Below are 15,812 nucleotides of genomic sequence, written 5' to 3' on the forward strand. Positions count from 1 at the left end.
GGCTCTGCCCCCTTGGACCCCCGGGATATTTTTGGCCAGATGAAGAATGGATCCTGGTTTTGACTTTGAGTGATGTGCAGAACGGATTGGCCGCGCAAGGTTATGTTGCTGATGATCGGTTGGCGATGGCGTTGCATTTGGCGCAGGCGCTGGGGCGACCTTTGCTGCTGGAAGGGCCGGCAGGAGTTGGTAAAACCGAGGTGGCCAAGGCGATGGCGGCTTGGCGGGATGCCAGATTGATCCGGTTGCAGTGCTATGAAGGGCTGGATTCCAGTCACGCGATTTATGAGTGGAACTATCAGCGGCAACTGCTGGCGATCCGGGCGTCGGAGGCGCAGGGAGGAGTTGGCGAGGCGCAGTTGTTTTCCGATACGTATTTGCTGAAACGGCCTTTGTTAGAGGCTATTTCACAGGATGCTCCTCCGGTTTTGTTGATTGATGAGATTGATCGGGCTGATGAGGAATTCGAAGCATATTTGCTGGAAATCCTGTCTGACTTTCAAATCACCATCCCTGAGCTTGGGACGGTCGAGGCAAAGACTCGGCCCATTGTGATCCTGACCGCCAATGGGACACGGGATTTGTCAGATGCTTTGCGGCGGCGGTGTCTTTACAGTTTCCTTGATTACCCCTCGAAAGAGGTTGAAATGGCGATCCTTCGGGCGCGGATGCCCGAGGTCGAAGGCGTGCTGGCGCGGCAGATCATTGAGGTCGTACAGGCGTTGCGCAAGGAAGATTTGGAAAAGACGCCGGGCATTGCAGAGATGTTGGATTGGGCTGCGGCGCTGTCAGGTTTGGGCGTCAACGACATGGCGCAATCGCGCGACGCTGTGCAGGCAACGCTTGTGTGCTTGTTGAAAACCGCCGCCGACTATGACGCCGCCCCGCCCGAGGTGATGGACCGGTTGATCGGGAAGGTGGCGTGATGCAGGTCACGCGGTTTCCTTCTCGGGCCGATGGGTTGGCAGATCGGATGTCTGACTTCATTACGCATTTGCGATCGAACGGATTGCGGGTTGGTCCGGCTGAGACAGGCGATGCATTGGCCGCCTTGACCGCGGTACGCGCGACGGATGCGCGGCAGGCAAGGCAGGCTCTGTGCGTTTTGTTGACGGGGGATGCTGAGGATTGGCGTCGGTTCGACGATCTGTTTGATGCCTATTGGTTCAACACCGGCAAACAGCGGGGCGGTGTGGCGGAAACCAGCCATGTGCGGGTGCAGTCGGCAAAACCGATGATCTGGCAGCAGGAAACGCAAACGGAAACCGAGGCCGGAAATGGCTCGGATCAGGATGGGTCACCGGATTCGGGTGACGGTGAAGCAGAAGGCAAAGACGGCCAGCTCGTCGCAACGCGCACTACCAATCTATCGCGCAGGGATTTGCGGGAGCTGATGGATGAACAGGCTCTGATGGAGGCCGAAAAGGCTGCAATGACTTTGGCACGCGCCATTCGGGATCGACGCTCGCGTCGGCGGAAACGGGCATTGCGCGGGCCAGCACTGGACATGCGACGGATCCAGCGCGCCAGTCTGGCGCGCGGTGGTGAGCCGATGGATCTGTACCGACGGGCGAAACCGCCGCGTCCTATGCGGATCGTGGCGCTGTGCGATGTCAGCGGCTCGATGACTGTGTATTCGCGGGTGTTTCTGGCCTTTCTCAAAGGTCTGATCGGCAGCGGGACCGAAGCGGATGCTTATCTGTTCCACACGCGCCTGATGCGGGTCACAGACGCTTTGCGCGATCACGACTCTATCCGCGCGGCTGGGCGGTTGTCCTTGATGGCTGAGGGGTTTGGCGGCGGCACCGACATTTCAGGGAGCCTAGAGAGCTTTCTGAACGGCTATGGCGCGCGTGCTTTGAACGGGCGGACCATCGTGCTGATCCTGTCAGACGGCTATTGCAGTTCCGACCCGCAAGCGTTGGGCGCAGTCCTGGCGCGGATCCGGCGCAAGTCACGGCGCATCGTCTGGTTGAACCCGTTGAAGGGATGGAAAGACTACCAACCCATCGCAGCGGCGATGCAGGCGGCCGAACCCCATTTGGACGCGCATTTGCCTGCCAACACGCTCGAGGCGCTGGCAGCGCTTGAGCCGCAGTTTCGCAAGTTGTGAAAGGAGTCTGATATGGCAAATTTCGACATATTCGACACGATCGAAACCCTGCGCCAAACCGGTGAGCCGTTCTGTGTCGCCACGGTGTTGCGGACAGCGGATGCGACCTCGGCCAAGGCGGGGGGCAAGGCGGCCATTACCCGCGACGGGCGAATTTTGGGCCATCTGGGTGGTGCCTGTGTGCAGCGCGCGGTGCGCAGTTCAGCGACACAAGCGCTGACCAGCGGTGCGCCGCAGATGATCCGCGTGAAACCCTCGGACAAGGTGGTCGATATGACGGAGCCGGATGGCGTGCAAACCTTCAAAAGCGGTTGCCCCTCGGGCGGGACGGTGGATTTGCTGGTTGAACCGTATCAGCACGCGCCAAGATTGGTGATCTTTGGCACCTCGTTGATTGCCAAGGCGCTGGGCGAACACGGGACGCTGGCTGGGTTTCGGGTGACGAGCAGCACGCCCGAGACGGTCGAAGACTTGGGTATCGAGGCGCGCGACTTTGTTGTCGTGGCCTCGCAAGGTCAAGGAGACGGCGCAGCCCTTGGGGCCGCGCTGAACACGCAAGCCGCGCGGGTGTCGATGGTGGCCAGCCGCCGCAAAGCTGAAACACTCACGGAAAAGCTGATTGGACAGGGTTTGGACCCAGCCCGCGCGGCGCGTCTGAAATCCCCAGCCGGGCTGGACATTCATGCCATTGATCCGCACGAAATCGCCCTGTCGATCCTGGCCGAGATCGTGATGTGGCGAAACACGGACAAATCGACGGAGGTCTCTCAGGATGAAAAACTTGCTTAAGCGCCTATGGCCGGCGCGTCCGAAACAAACACCGGAACAGGCGACGGAAACCGCGCTTTTGGTCTTTCCGAAATGCTGTTGAACAAAGGAAACATGAATGGAACTGAGTGACGAAATCCGCATCGCCGCCCCGCGCCACGTGGTCTACAAGGCGCTGAATACGCCCGAGATTTTGCAGGAATGCATTCCGGGTTGTGAAGAGCTGATCCAGAATTCACCCGAGGATCTTGAGGCTAAGGTGGTTCTGAAAATCGGCCCGGTCAAAGCGAAATTTGCCGGGCAGGTCACCTTGGACAACTCCAACGCTCCAGGCGGGTTTTCCCTGACCGGTGAAGGCAAAGGCGGTGCAGCCGGGTTCGCCAAGGGCGGTGCCGAGGTTACGCTGACCGAGGATGGGGCCGAGACAGTTCTGGCCTATACCGCCAAGGTCGATGTAGGCGGCAAGATCGCCCAGCTTGGTAGCCGTTTGATTGCAGGAACGGCCAAAAAGCTGTCGGGCAAGTTCTTCACCCGCTTTGGTGAGATCGTGGCTGAACAGGCTGTGTCCTGATCATTTCTTCGGGCCGGTTTCCGGACTGGCCCGAATTTTGCGGTGTGAATTGATGCCGCGCGAAAAGCTTTGATCTTTGCGCACTTGTTGCGAGCCGCTAAGTTAGCTTGATGTTTTATGTGCAAAGTTAAGCAACTTGGCGGTGAAAGTGATTGATGAAAATGACCCTTCGGGGCGGGATTCCCACGTCTGGATTTCTACGACTTGGAACAACAAGTCAGGCGTAACTCCGATGACACGGAGGGAGTATGAACGACATTGGCGCGCAGGTCAGCCCAAAGAAATCGGCGAAAAATACAGCGAATTGCTCCAACGAACGTATTACAAAGTTCCAAAGGGCGAGGTGCTGACGGCAGAAGAAATCGGTGATGTCTGGTACTATGGTTCGCAGGACGGCAATCCTGCACCAAGCTTCATGAATGGGGGCGGATTGCCGGTGCTGTCGGATTCGGCCAAAGCGGTTCTGGAACAGTTCGATCTGGGCGAGACCTATTTCCACTCGATCAGATTGCAGGCCCCGGCGGGCCATGCGACAACGGATGAGCCGTATTTCATCCTGAATGTGTGCAACAAACGGTCGATGGGGAACTACGAAGCTCTGGGGCCCGAGGGGGATCTGACAGCCCCTTTGAACAACAAATATGGTAAAAGGTTTCTCCCGAGAAAAGGGTCGGAACATAAACTGGTCGTTGTCCCCGAAGCACTTGGCGGGCCCGACATCTGGATCGACCCAAAAGTTCCCGAACTCCTGTTCCTCTCTGAACGTCTCGTCTCAGCTTTGAAGGCAGCCGGAGTCGATGACGGTTGGGGTTTAGTCCGCTGCCCTGTTGGCGTATTGTGACGCAAAAGGTGCGTCGGAACAAAAAACCCCGCTGCATCAACAGCGGGGTTTCTCTGTGACAGCATACTGACCTCAGCCCTTTTTCAGAACCTCACGGCCCAGCAACTCAGCGATCTGCACCGCATTCAGGGCTGCGCCTTTGCGCAGGTTATCGGACACGCACCACAGGTTGATGCCGTTCTCGATTGTCGAATCCTGACGGATGCGGCTGATGAAGGTGGCGAAGTCACCCGCGCATTCGATGGGCGAGACGTAGCCGCCGGGTTCGCGCTTGTCGATCACCATGATGCCGGGGGCCTCGCGCAGGATGTCGCGGGCTTCGTCCTCGTCCAGGAATTCCTCGAACTCGATATTCACGGCCTCGGAATGGCCGACGAACACGGGAACGCGGACGCAGGTGGCTGTGACCTTGATCGACGGATCGACGATCTTTTTGGTCTCGACCACCATCTTCCACTCTTCCTTGGTCGAGCCGTCTTCCATGAAGACGTCGATCTGCGGGATGACGTTGAAGGCGATCTGCTTCTGGAACTTCTTGGGTTCAACCTCGGTTGTGGGATTGTAGACCGCTTTGGTCTGATCCCACAGCTCATCCATGCCCTCTTTGCCCGCGCCCGAGACCGACTGATAGGTCGAGACGACAACGCGCTTGATCTTGGCGCGGTCGTGCAGCGGCTTCAGAGCGACAACCATTTGCGCGGTCGAGCAGTTGGGGTTGGCGATGATGTTCTTGTTCTTATAGTCGTGGATCGCCTGCGGGTTACATTCCGGCACGATCAGCGGAATGTCGGGGTCGTAGCGATAGAGCGACGAGTTATCGATCACCACACAACCCGCCGCAGCCGCCTTGGGCGCGTAGACTTTGGTTGCGTCCGAGCCGATGGCGAACAGCGCCATGTCCCAGCCGGTGAAGTCGAAGGTATCGATGTCCTGGGTGGTTAGTGTCTTGTCGCCAAAGCTTACTTCGGTGCCCAGCGAACGACGGCTTGCCAGCACGGCAAGTTCATCGACGGGGAACTGGCGTTCCGCCAGAATGTTCAGCATTTCGCGGCCCACGTTACCCGTGGCGCCGGCGACAACGACGCGATAGCCCATTTCATGTCTCCAAAGTTAAGGACGCGCGTTCATAGCTGCGTTGCGGCAAAGAAAAAAGGGTTTTTGGGTCGGATTCCGCCCGATGACACCGATTTGACGCGGCGCATCGCCTCAGGTGTCGGTCAAAAGCCGCTCGTAGAGGGCGACAAGGGTCTTTGCTTCGCGATGGATGTCGAAATTCTGCTCGACATACGTACGGGCGGCGAGGCCGGATTGCGCAAGGGAATCGCGGTTGTCCAGCATCCGGGCGGCGGCATCGGCCAAGGCCGGGATATCGCCGGGCTCCACAACATGGCCCAATGACGGATCGGTGACGATCTCAGAGAACGCACCGACATCGGTGGCCACGACGGGTACGCCACAGGCCATCGCCTCTAGCGGGGTCAGGCCGAAGCCTTCCCACCGCTGGGGCGCGATGAAGAGGTCCAGAACCTGATACCATTCGGCGATCTGGTCGACTGTGACCTCGGGCATGAAGAGGATGCGGTCGGACAGGCCCGCCACCGCGACCTTGTCTTTCAATTCGGACAGAAAGGTGGTGTGTTGTTCCGTAGCGCGGCCCATGACGATGCCATGCACATCGTCAAAGCGGCCACACAGATCGATCATTGCATCCACAAAGGCGTCAGTGCCCTTCTGGTGGCGGATGCGGCCATAGCAGCCCAGCAGCAACCCATCAGGCAGGCCCAGCCGGGCGCGAACGGCTGCTTTATCCTCGGGCGGGGTAAAATCCTGCAGGTTGATGCCATGCATGATCACCTGTGCGTCCCGCTCCAGATACCCGGCGGTTTTGCGCGAGGTGGCGACCACGGCGTCCATCTTGTCGATCAGCCATTTGGTATAGCCCGTATGCGCCCGCTGCGACGCGCTGGTGAACAGCAGTTTCAGTCGCAACCGCAGGATGTTGCGCAGGAACAGACCCAACAGCATCTCGGTATTGCGGCGGGCGTGCCAGACGCGCAGGGTTTTGCGCGACAGAAAGGGCAGGCGGCCAAGCGGGATATGCGGGATATCGGCAGGCAGGCCCGGACCAGTGGCTGCAATGTCGATCCATTGCACCTGCAACGGCACCAACCGCGCAATCGTTGCCGTCACGCCCGAAAGCCTGCGTTTGAGATTGGGGGCAATGACGCGTGGGTCAGACATGGGCTCTCCTGACGGGTTAGCGTCAGTCGACGCTGTCCCGGCTGAATAGATAGATCACGCAGCCAATGGCAAGCGAGATGGCAAAAAAGCCGAATATCGCTGTGTAGGGCGCAGAGGGGCTGATGTCTACCGTGGCTGCATGGACGCGGCCGGTGACGAATTGGGCAAGGCCGACGCCTCCGATCCCGAACAGGTTCAACAGGGTCACGCCTCGGCCCACTAGGTGTGGAGGGACAAAGGCACGGCCGTGGGCCATGATGACAGGAAAGCTGGCCCCGGTGAACCCGATGACCGAGATCAGTACCACCGATAGCCAGACCGCATTGTCGATCCACAGACACAACAGGGTCAGGGCGACCACGCCCAGCGCGTTGCCGCCAAAGATCACCCATTTCCGCGTCCCCAATATCCGGTCAAGCGGCCCATAAGCGAAGGTGCCCGCAATCATCGACGCGCCCATGATCAGAGTGGCGGTTCCGATCTGTGTGGTGCTGAGGGCGAAGATATCACTCAGATATGGTCCGGCCCAAAGGCCGCGGGTCGCAGCCGACGGTGCATAGGCCACCAACATCAGGGGCAAGATGGCCCAGAGTGCGGGCTGCTTCAGCAGATCCAGAACCGATCCCTTGTGGTCGGTTTCAACGCGTTTGGGATCATGAACTGTGAACAGAATGCCGATGGCGATCACGCCCGAAAACAGGGCCAAAGTGACCATCGTAGCGCGCCAACCCATCAGCTCAACGGCCAGCGCAGTGGGGTAGGAGGCGACCAAATTGCCAACCGACCCAACACCCAGCATCAGGGCGGCCAGCGTGGCAAAACGGGCCGGAGGGTATTCACGGGCGAAGATAAAGTACGAGGCCATCAGGATCGGCGAGCATCCCACTCCGATCAGCCCCATGGCCACGGCGACATGAAAAGGCGTGCTGGCCACGGCAAAGATCAGTGCGCCGCCTGCGCCACCGACCAGCAACAAAACGGTCGAGGTCAGCCGCGGCCCGACCCGATCCAGCGCCCAGCCAACCGGGAGTTGCATGGCGGCAAAGACCAGAAACCAAAGGCCCGAGGCAAAAGCGAGGTCCTCTGGCGTGGCGCCGATATCACGACCCAGATCGACGCTGAGTACGGCCAAAAAGGCACGAAAAAACTGGCTGAGCACATAGCCCAGACACAACACGACCAAACCTGCCTTCATGAAATGCCCCTTTTGCCATCATCTGACCGGACATGCTTGGCACGGGATACCGCTGCGCACAAGCACGTGTGTCTTGACGATTTCGCGGGACTTGGGCCGCATTCGGGCTATGTTAAATCATGATTTGAGACCGAGGTATTCATGAAAGACGCCCAGGCCGCCTTCTATGACAGCCTACCCCTTTTGCGCGATTTTTCACGGCTGACCGATCCCGCGCAGTTCTCGGCGCTGCCTGATGATTGGGTTGTGGGGGTTGCGGACATTGTCGACTCGACGGCTGAGATCGCCAAAGGCCGCTATAAGACGGTGAATATGGTTGGCGCGGCTGTGATTTCGGCCATGATCAACGCCATGAAAGGCGCTGAGTTCCCTTATGTGTTTGGCGGCGACGGGGCCGGATTCGCCGTGCCCGCAAGTGCGATGGATGATGCGCGGCAAGCACTGGCAGACTTGCGCCGCTGGGCCGAGGATGAGTTTGGGATCAAGTTGCGCGCTGCGTTGACGACGGTCGCCGAAATCCGGCAGGCGGGGAAAGAGTTGCGCGTCGCCCGCTATGCCCCGTCCAGCGGGGTGGATTACGCCATGTTCTCGGGCGGCGGGCTGGCCTGGGCCGAGACGCAGATGAAATCCGGGTCCTCTTCCGTCGACCCGTCCGGGCCGGGCGCGCTGCCCGATTTGAACGGCTTGTCCTGTCGATGGTCGAATGTACGGTCGCAGAACGGGCAGATCGTGTCTTTGGTGGTCGAACCCACGGCGCAGGCTACCGAGAGCGATTTTGCCGATCTGGCGCAATCGGTGCTGCGTGCCTCGGAAGAGTTGGAACGGGCGGGCCATCCCGTCCCGGTCGGGGGACCGCCAATGCGCTGGCCACCTCCGGGTTTGGACCTGGACGCGCATGTTTCACGGGCTGGGCGGAATGTAGCTGTGCAAAAGCTGCTTCTGTTGGTCCAAAACCTGCTGATCGCGCTTTTGTTCCGGCGCGGCAAGCCGCTGGGAAATTTCGAGCCTGTCCACTATCGCAACATGGTCAGCAGCAACGCGGATTTTCGCAAGTTTGATGACGGGCTGAAAATGACGCTGGATTGCGACCCGGCCACGCTGGCGCAAATTCGCACGATGCTGGAGCAGGCGCGTGGCCAGGGAAAGATCAAATACGGCCTGCATGCGCAGGATGAGGCGATGATGACCTGTTTTGTGCCGTCGGCCACCCGCGACGACCACGTGCACTTCGTGGATGGTGCTTCGGGCGGCTATGCACAGGCGACGGCTGCGATGCAGGGCTGAAGGGTTACTTCGCTTTCCACTTGGCTGAAAGCGCCCGCGCGGCTTGCGTCAGTAGCATCACGTCTATGCCAACCGCCTGAAACTGCGCGCCCATGTCCTGAAATGCCTGAGACGACTCGTCCGTAACTCCCAGAATCCCCGGGGCTTTGCCTGCTGCACGCGTTCGCGCAATCGCATCCGCAATCGCCGCCCGCACCTCGGGCGCGGCACTGTTGCCCTGATAGCCCATGTCGGTGGACAGATCGGCTGGGCCAATAAAGACCCCATCAATACCGTCGACCTTCAGAATATCGTCCAAGGCGGCCAGACCCGCGCGGGTTTCAACCTGAACCAGCAGGCAGATCTGGGCATCTGCGGTGGGAATGTAGTCCGGGATCGTCCCATACATCGTCGCGCGCGAGGCCATGGCACCAACGCCGCGCACGCCCTCGGGTGGATAGCGGCAGGCGCGTACCAGGTCCCGTGCCTGTTCGGCGCTTTCGACCATCGGCACCAGCATTGTTTGCGCCCCCGCATCCAGCACCATCTTGATCAAGGCGGCATCCCCAACCGGAACACGAACCACAGGATGGGTCGGGCTGGCGGACAGGGCCATCAACTGATCCCGGATGGACCGGATATCGTTGGGCGCGTGCTCGCCATCGATGACCAGCCAGTCGAACTCGGCGCTTCCCATGATCTCGGCGGTGACGGCCTCGGCAAAACTGGTCCAGCAGCCGATCAACCTTTCGCCGTTAATGAGAGCCTGTTTGAACGAATTTAACGGTGCGGGCATGATCAATCCTTTAGGTCAGAGAGCGGGCGATTTCGGTGATGACATCGTAGGCCACGCGTACATCATCTTCGGTCGTTTCAAACTGTCCGGCTTGGAACCGGATGGTCAGGTTGCCGTCCACTCGGGTTTGGGTCAGGTAAATACGACCGTCGTCATTGATGGCGTTTACAAGCCGCAGGTTCAGATCGTCCAGATCAACCGCACCGTCCGGGGCATAACGAAAGGTCCATAGCGACCACATCGGTTTCGTGGTGATTTCGAAATCCGGCTCGGTGGCCAGACGGTCATGCAAGTCCACAGACCAGTTTACATGATTGCGCAGTCGGGTGCGCAACCCCTCAAGCCCATAGGCGCGGATCACGAACCAAAGCTTCAGCGCCCGGAATCGCCGCCCCAAAGGCACCGACCATTCCGAATAGTTGATGATCCCGTCCTTGCCGTGGGTTTTCAGAAATTCTGGGCTGATCGCCAAGGTCTGCACCAGATCTTCGGGGTTCTTCAGAAAATGCGCGCAGCAGTCGAATTGGACGCCCAGCCATTTATGCGGGTTGAACACGATGCTATCGGCGCGCTCGACCCCCTGCCAATAGTGGCGGTATTCCGGGCAGATCATCGCCGACCCCGCCCACGCCGCATCTACATGGGTGTAGAGCCCGTATTTGGCGGCGACCTTCAGGCATTCTTCGACCGGGTCGGTACCGCCGACACTGGTGCCGCCAACCGACAGAATGACCCCCGCCGGATGCAAACCGGAGTCTAAATCAGATTGAATCGCCTGTTCCAACGCCACAGGATCCATGCCGCGCCAGTCACCTTTGGTCAGGACGCGCACCAAATTCTGCTGCCCGATCCCTGCGACCCAGATCGCCCGGTCAATCGAGGTATGCACCTCGGCCGAGCAATAAACGCGCAAGGGTTTCTGTGCAAACAGCCCCTGTTGATTGCCCTGCCACGACAGGGCCTTTTCGCGCATGGTCAGCACCGCAGCCAGCGTCGCGGATGAGGCGGAGTCCTGGATCACGCCGGCGAACCCTGTGGGCAGGTCCAGCGCGTGACGCAGCCATTCCATCATCCGCGTTTCCATCTCGGTCGCCGCGGGTGAAGTCTGCCACAGCATGCATTGCGCTGCGATCGCGCTGGTCAGAAACTCGGCCAGCACCGAGGGCGGAGAAGTGTTCGCGTTGAAATATGCGAAAAACCGGGGATGTTGCCAATGTGTGATGCCCGGCATGACGATCTGTTCGAAGTCCTGAAAGATGTCCTCGATAGGCTGCGCTTGCTCGGGCGGAAGTTCTGGCAAGGCATTCAGGATGTCGCCTGGCTCGGTCTGCGCGCGTACTGGCTTATCTTTGACGGTTTGGTGATAGTCCTGCGCCCATCTGGCGGCTTTCTCGCCCCACTCTGCAAAGGAATCCCAATCCATGTCCTGCCCCATGTGATGTATCATCTTTGGGTTTTCGTCGGAAAACCCGCCATGCCAGTGGTGGCTATCGGGCGAAAAAGGTCAATCCAAATCGCCGAAAAAAGGGTTGCGAACTTTTCGTCGAGAGTGGAGTTTGCAAATAAATTCAATCATCTTAATTATTGAGTTTGGTTGCAGTTTTTGGGAATTTCGTTCAAGATTTCATATGTCCAGAGATTTGCCACTGACTTCCCGCTCTTTGCCGATTGCGCTGCTTCGGGCGCGTGAAAGGGTCATGGGGCCGATCCGTCGCATGTTGGCGGATGTCGGCGTGACCGAGCAACAATGGCGTGTGTTGCGTGTTCTCAAGGAAGATGGCCCGCAAGAACCAACCCATATCGCCGAGCGAGCCTGTCTTCTTCTGCCCAGCCTGACCCGCATCCTGCAGAAGCTTGAGGCCAAAGGGCTGATCCGTCGACACGTGCACCCTGTCGACAAACGCCGCCAGATTGTAGAGATCACGGCTGCTGGGGATAAGATCATCCAGGACAATATCAACCTCATCCTGCAAGAGGCCGAAGGCATTCGCATCCAACTTGGCCCCGAGCGCCATGAGGCTTTGCTGGACTTGTTGAACGACCTGCACGATCTGAAATCCTGACCTCAAAAAACGCAGTCCCGCCAGAGGTATGGGGGGCGCCCTCTGGCGGGGTTGGCCAGACCAAGACTGGACTGCGTGTCTGGCCCACAAGCAGATGCCCCGGGACGAGCCGGGCGATCGGCTTGTGTTTCGGATAACCTGCCAACCTAGAAAAAGGTGTACGTACGGTCCTGAGACCCTTGGGTGAGTAGCCTCTGACCGAGGCGATCCGAAACTAGTCTACCGCAAATGTGTTAGTGCGGTGATCTTGTGTTGCGCGAGACCCGCTCATCCCATAGCGCGGCGCTCAGGCGCATCGTATTGATGTCATGCGTTTATACGCATAATCTAGCCTATCTCGGCGGATTTCCAAGATGTGAAACCGGATTGTGAACCGGGTTGAGTTGACGGCAGTCATCTGGTTGCCCTGCGCGTGGGGTCGCCTATTATGCCCGAAACCAAGCAGACCCGAGACTCATATGGCCGATACTTTGTTTTCCCTGCCCAAGCCGGTTGTTATACCGGTTCAGGGGCTTTCCACCCCCTATCCTGTTGGCCGGATATTCTGCGTGGGGCGCAATTATGCCGCCCATGCCGCAGAGATGGGCCATGAAGTGGATCGTGAGGCACCGTTCTATTTCACCAAATCCGCGGCAAACGCGATCCTGACCGGCGCAACCGTGCCATATCCACCGGGAACTGAGAATTTCCATCATGAGATGGAATTGGCGGTCGCCATTGGCGCGCCCGTGTTTCAAGCGTCGAAATCCCAAGCGACCGAGGCGGTCTATGCCTATGGATGCGCGCTGGATATGACGCGGCGTGACCTGCAAATCCGGGAGCGGAACAAGCAGCGCCCTTGGGATTTGGGCAAGGACCTAGAAAACGGCTCGGTGTTTGCCCCTCTGACCCGCGCCACGGACTGGTCGCCCAGCGATGACAAGCGGATCCATCTGAACGTCAACGGCGAAACCCGTCAGGATGCCACACTGCATGAGCTGATCTGGAAGATCGACGAGATCATCAGCCATCTTTCCGGTTACTACCATCTGCGCCCAGGTGATTTGATCATGACCGGAACACCGGCAGGGGTAGGACCAGTTCAGGCAGGCGACGTGCTGGAGGGCGGCATTGACGGGCTGCATCCAATCCGCCTAACGCTAACTGAGGCAGAATAGACCCTAAACAGGGTCTTTCAGCCATTTACCGACAAACTCGATCCGCGTCAGACCGGTAAATCTGCGCACTCTGTCCAACTCGGCCTCAAGGCGTCGGGTGCGCGCATCCGTCCAACGCACGCCACGTTCCGGCCACAGCGCGGTGACGCGCAGGACATCCTGATCCCGATGAGCTTTCATATCGATCCGACCCACCATCCTGTCCCCTTCAAGCAGGGGAAAGACGTAATAGCCATATTTGCGTTTGGGGGCAGGCACGAAAACCTCGATCCGATAGTGAAAATCAAACAGTCGCTCAGCCCGGTTGCGATCCCGTAACATTGGATCAAACGGGCTGAGAACCCGCATCCGACCAGGGGCCGGGGGCAGGTTTGTTGGATCGGGCCATTCTGGCCGTGTTATCACTTTGCGCGCGCGCCCGTCGGCGCAAGTGACTTCGATTTCCTCAGCATGGCCTTTGATTAGAGCCTGTTTGACCCATTCCCGAGCCTCAGACGCGCTGACCGTATCCCAGAATGCAGCCAGTTCCCCGGATGTCGCAAAGCCCAATCGGTCCAGCGCGGCGTTGCACAACCAGTCGATGGTCTGCTCTGCGTCACAAGGCAGGTTGCCAGGACAAAGATGGGTTTCGATCACCCGCTCAGTCAGATCATAGCGCTTCTGAAACCCCTGACGGCCCACAACGGCCAGTGCGCCGGACCGCCACAGGAATTCCAGCGCCGTTTTCGAGGGGTGCCAGTCCCACCATCCGCCCGAGCCTTTTTTCTCGTCCTTGCCGACATCCGAGGACGAAACTGGCCCGTGGTTGCGGATATGGGTCAGCACCGATTCAAACTGTTGCTCGAAACCATCCCGCCGCCAGTTCCTCCAGCGCGATTTCAACAGGGCTGCGTCACGTTGAAACCGCAGGTGCCAATGGGGGTAGAACGCCATCGGAATTACGGCGGCGTCATGGGTCCAGTGCTCAAACAGGGCACGATCTTGTTCATACAGCCGACTGAGGTTGCGCGCCCGATAGCTGGGCCTGCGCGAGAACAGGATCATGTCATGGGCGCGTGCGACGGTGTTGATGCTGTCCAGTTGCACAAAGCCCAGACGCTGGATCAACTCCAGCAGGCCCGCACCCTTGGCATTGCCCGAGGGCCGTTCCAGCAATGCGTGCCGATCCATGAACAGCGCCCGCGCTGCGCGGTTGTCCAGCCGTCGCAACGCCACGGCGTCAGCGCCGCTTCAGAGTGTCGCCAAAGCTGATCTTGGGGGTCAGGGTCACACGGGTTTCAACGTCAGCCTCTGGATCAGCCAGTTGCGAGGCGATGATTTCGGCAGCTTTGCGCCCGATCTCAAGCCGGCAGGCATCCATCGTGGCCAGCTTGCGTGGCAGGCCCTGCAACAGTTCGACATTGTTGAACCCGGCCAGCCCGATCTGCCCTGGCACGTCGATGCCCTGATCCAGCAGGTATAGCAACCCGCCCGCGCCGATCATGTCGTTGGAATAGTACAGAAAATCTAGCTCGGGTGAGCGTTCCAGCATTGTTTGCGTCATCTCGCGGCCCTTGGCCAGAGCCGAACCACCTGAATAGAACTCGCGGTCTTCAATCTCGATTCCGTTCTTGCCCAGCACTTCAGTGAAGCCTTCGAACCGTTTGCGGGCGCGGTGGTCCAGCGGCATCTTGGTGCCCATAAATCCGATATGTTCATACCCCGCCTTCAGGATCGCCTGCGCCATCTCGCGCCCTGCACGCCGATGGGAAATACCCACCATCGCATCTACGGGCTTACCGTCGGTATCCATGATTTCAACAACCGGAATCCCCGCAGAATCCAACATCGCGCGGGCTGCCTCTGTATGTTCCAGCCCTGCAATGATCACGCCCGAAGGTCGCCACGAGAGCATCTCGTACAGTACTTTTTCTTCTTTCTCGGGCAGATAATCCGTGACGCCGACAACAGGCTGCAACTCGGTATCTTCCAGCACCTGGTTGATCCCTGTCAGCACCTCGGGGAATACCATGTTCGACAGCGAGGGGATGATCACTGCCACCAGATTCACCCGGCTAGAGGCCAGCGCGCCCGCGATTTTGTTGGGCACGTACCCCAACTCTTTCGCCGCAGCCAGAACGCGGGTGCGGGTTGCATCGGACACATCGCCCCGGTTGCGCAGAACCCGGCTGACCGTCATCTCTGACACCCCCGACGCTTCTGAGACATCACGAAGGGTAAGCGGGCGTTTTGTTTCTGTTGTCACGAGGGCACCTGCGTCGTTGTTTTGAAGAATGGTAGCGTGAACAGGGCGCAATTTTCAACTGCCCATCAAAGCCCATGACAACCCCGAAAAACCAAGCTAGAGAGAGGCTTGCGCGGCCCCGTGGCTCAACTGGATAGAGCAGCCCCCTCCTAAGGGGCAGGTTGCAGGTTCGAATCCTGCCGGGGTCGCCAGCCAGTATTATGAACGAACATACCTCTCGCTTTGGATGATTTCGCGTGATGAGCGAGCATTGAAAAACCTTCGGAGACTGCAGTGTAACCGGACTTAGCGGCCGAGATTGCCAGGCATGATTTGGAGGCCAGCTGCTTTTTTGGCGAGCCAGTTCATGCGTCTTTCGATCAAGATGGCTCCACACCAGAAATTGTCGCCCAACTAGGCTAAAGGCCGGTCTTTTTGCCAACAATTGAACCGAACTGCCAAATTGGACCTGATCAGAAATCGACAGCACTGAATGGTTACAAAGCGTTTAGACAAAATCGCGATAACTTGTCCGCAAAAGGCACATTTACGCCCCAGGCCACACGTCAAGACGACGATG

At 58.9% G+C, this 15,812-nt stretch carries 15 protein-coding genes and 1 tRNA gene; 9 read left to right on the forward strand and 7 right to left on the reverse strand.

Annotated elements, in window-relative coordinates:
- Positions 1 to 59 precede the first annotated feature (59 nt).
- From ACR0CA_RS11245 to ACR0CA_RS11265, 5 genes are all read left to right on the forward strand, one after another.
- Positions 60 to 926, forward strand: a complete 867-nt coding sequence (locus tag ACR0CA_RS11245; protein WP_480899243.1) for an AAA family ATPase — start codon at positions 60 to 62, stop codon at positions 924 to 926.
- Between the two features lie 47 nt (positions 927 to 973).
- Positions 974 to 2,113 carry a vWA domain-containing protein gene (locus ACR0CA_RS11250; protein ID WP_480899075.1) on the forward strand — a complete coding sequence of 380 codons (1,140 nt, stop codon included), beginning with the start codon at positions 974 to 976 and terminating at the stop codon, positions 2,111 to 2,113.
- 12 nt (positions 2,114 to 2,125) lie between these two features.
- On the forward strand, positions 2,126 to 2,902 hold the full coding sequence (locus ACR0CA_RS11255) for an XdhC family protein (RefSeq protein ID WP_480899076.1): 777 nt from the start codon (positions 2,126 to 2,128) through the stop codon (positions 2,900 to 2,902).
- A 97-nt stretch (positions 2,903 to 2,999) separates the two neighbouring features.
- Positions 3,000 to 3,452 (forward strand): SRPBCC family protein, encoded by a 453-nt coding sequence (locus tag ACR0CA_RS11260; protein WP_480899078.1) that lies wholly within the window; start codon positions 3,000 to 3,002, stop codon positions 3,450 to 3,452.
- Between the two features lie 232 nt (positions 3,453 to 3,684).
- A complete protein-coding gene (locus ACR0CA_RS11265) occupies positions 3,685 to 4,293 on the forward strand; it encodes an imm11 family protein (RefSeq protein ID WP_480899079.1) in 609 nt (202 codons plus the stop codon).
- Positions 4,294 to 4,365: 72 nt separating this feature from the next.
- Here the strand turns inward: ACR0CA_RS11265 and ACR0CA_RS11270 are convergent, their stop codons facing one another.
- The 3 genes from ACR0CA_RS11270 to ACR0CA_RS11280 all read right to left on the reverse strand — a co-directional run bounded on the left by ACR0CA_RS11270 (position 4,366) and on the right by ACR0CA_RS11280 (position 7,729).
- The gene (locus tag ACR0CA_RS11270; protein ID WP_170771216.1) at positions 4,366 to 5,388 is read right to left on the reverse strand and encodes an aspartate-semialdehyde dehydrogenase; all 1,023 of its coding nucleotides are present in this window, start codon (positions 5,386 to 5,388) and stop codon (positions 4,366 to 4,368) included.
- A 111-nt stretch (positions 5,389 to 5,499) separates the two neighbouring features.
- Positions 5,500 to 6,534 carry a glycosyltransferase family 4 protein gene (locus ACR0CA_RS11275; RefSeq protein WP_480899081.1) on the reverse strand — a complete coding sequence of 345 codons (1,035 nt, stop codon included), beginning with the start codon at positions 6,532 to 6,534 and terminating at the stop codon, positions 5,500 to 5,502.
- Between the two features lie 22 nt (positions 6,535 to 6,556).
- Positions 6,557 to 7,729: an MFS transporter gene (locus ACR0CA_RS11280; RefSeq protein ID WP_170790163.1), complete on the reverse strand. Its 1,173-nt coding sequence runs from the start codon at positions 7,727 to 7,729 to the stop codon at positions 6,557 to 6,559.
- Between the two features lie 141 nt (positions 7,730 to 7,870).
- Between ACR0CA_RS11280 and ACR0CA_RS11285 the strand changes: the two genes are divergently transcribed.
- Entirely contained in the window at positions 7,871 to 9,013 is a 1,143-nt protein-coding gene (locus tag ACR0CA_RS11285) for a DUF3095 domain-containing protein (protein WP_170771209.1), read from the forward strand.
- Positions 9,014 to 9,017: 4 nt separating this feature from the next.
- On the opposite strand, the gene ACR0CA_RS11290 is transcribed toward ACR0CA_RS11285, so the two are convergent.
- Positions 9,018 to 9,788, reverse strand: coding sequence for an HpcH/HpaI aldolase family protein (locus tag ACR0CA_RS11290; RefSeq protein ID WP_480899083.1), 771 nt, complete (start codon positions 9,786 to 9,788; stop codon positions 9,018 to 9,020).
- A gap of 10 nt (positions 9,789 to 9,798) precedes the next feature.
- Positions 9,799 to 11,211 (reverse strand): pyridoxal phosphate-dependent decarboxylase family protein, encoded by a 1,413-nt coding sequence (locus tag ACR0CA_RS11295; RefSeq protein WP_480551832.1) that lies wholly within the window; start codon positions 11,209 to 11,211, stop codon positions 9,799 to 9,801.
- A 205-nt stretch (positions 11,212 to 11,416) separates the two neighbouring features.
- Between ACR0CA_RS11295 and hpaR the strand changes: the two genes are divergently transcribed.
- Both hpaR and ACR0CA_RS11305 read left to right on the forward strand, forming a co-directional pair.
- Positions 11,417 to 11,851: a homoprotocatechuate degradation operon regulator HpaR gene (gene hpaR, locus ACR0CA_RS11300; protein ID WP_170771204.1), complete on the forward strand. Its 435-nt coding sequence runs from the start codon at positions 11,417 to 11,419 to the stop codon at positions 11,849 to 11,851.
- 458 nt (positions 11,852 to 12,309) lie between these two features.
- Positions 12,310 to 13,008, forward strand: a complete 699-nt coding sequence (locus ACR0CA_RS11305; RefSeq protein ID WP_480551512.1) for a fumarylacetoacetate hydrolase family protein — start codon at positions 12,310 to 12,312, stop codon at positions 13,006 to 13,008.
- A gap of 3 nt (positions 13,009 to 13,011) precedes the next feature.
- Here the strand turns inward: ACR0CA_RS11305 and ACR0CA_RS11310 are convergent, their stop codons facing one another.
- Together ACR0CA_RS11310 and ACR0CA_RS11315 are read right to left on the reverse strand one after the other, a co-directional pair.
- Complete coding sequence (locus ACR0CA_RS11310; protein ID WP_480899086.1) at positions 13,012 to 14,223, reverse strand: winged helix-turn-helix domain-containing protein; 1,212 nt, start codon at positions 14,221 to 14,223, stop codon at positions 13,012 to 13,014.
- A gap of 4 nt (positions 14,224 to 14,227) precedes the next feature.
- Positions 14,228 to 15,253, reverse strand: coding sequence for a LacI family DNA-binding transcriptional regulator (locus ACR0CA_RS11315; RefSeq protein ID WP_170790159.1), 1,026 nt, complete (start codon positions 15,251 to 15,253; stop codon positions 14,228 to 14,230).
- A 114-nt stretch (positions 15,254 to 15,367) separates the two neighbouring features.
- Here ACR0CA_RS11315 and ACR0CA_RS11320 point away from each other — a divergent pair.
- Positions 15,368 to 15,444 (forward strand) — tRNA-Arg (locus ACR0CA_RS11320).
- Positions 15,445 to 15,812 lie beyond the last annotated feature (368 nt).

It is taken from the genome of Ruegeria sp. F12, assembly GCF_056533885.1.

Bases quoted from the DNA above. Each gene is read 5' to 3' on its own strand.
- hpaR (WP_170771204.1), top strand. From the start codon at position 11,417: ATGTCCAGAGATTTGCCACTGACTTCCCGCTCTTTGCCGATTGCGCTG.
- ACR0CA_RS11305 (WP_480551512.1), top strand. From the start codon at position 12,310: ATGGCCGATACTTTGTTTTCCCTGCCCAAGCCGGTTGTTATACCGGTT.
- ACR0CA_RS11255 (WP_480899076.1), top strand. From the start codon at position 2,126: ATGGCAAATTTCGACATATTCGACACGATCGAAACCCTGCGCCAAACC.
- ACR0CA_RS11260 (WP_480899078.1), top strand. From the start codon at position 3,000: ATGGAACTGAGTGACGAAATCCGCATCGCCGCCCCGCGCCACGTGGTC.
- ACR0CA_RS11275 (WP_480899081.1), bottom strand. From the start codon at position 6,534: ATGTCTGACCCACGCGTCATTGCCCCCAATCTCAAACGCAGGCTTTCG.
- ACR0CA_RS11270 (WP_170771216.1), bottom strand. From the start codon at position 5,388: ATGGGCTATCGCGTCGTTGTCGCCGGCGCCACGGGTAACGTGGGCCGC.
- ACR0CA_RS11250 (WP_480899075.1), top strand. From the start codon at position 974: ATGTCTGACTTCATTACGCATTTGCGATCGAACGGATTGCGGGTTGGT.
- ACR0CA_RS11265 (WP_480899079.1), top strand. From the start codon at position 3,685: ATGACACGGAGGGAGTATGAACGACATTGGCGCGCAGGTCAGCCCAAA.
- ACR0CA_RS11285 (WP_170771209.1), top strand. From the start codon at position 7,871: ATGAAAGACGCCCAGGCCGCCTTCTATGACAGCCTACCCCTTTTGCGC.
- ACR0CA_RS11280 (WP_170790163.1), bottom strand. From the start codon at position 7,729: ATGAAGGCAGGTTTGGTCGTGTTGTGTCTGGGCTATGTGCTCAGCCAG.
- ACR0CA_RS11290 (WP_480899083.1), bottom strand. From the start codon at position 9,788: ATGCCCGCACCGTTAAATTCGTTCAAACAGGCTCTCATTAACGGCGAA.
- ACR0CA_RS11295 (WP_480551832.1), bottom strand. From the start codon at position 11,211: ATGGATTGGGATTCCTTTGCAGAGTGGGGCGAGAAAGCCGCCAGATGG.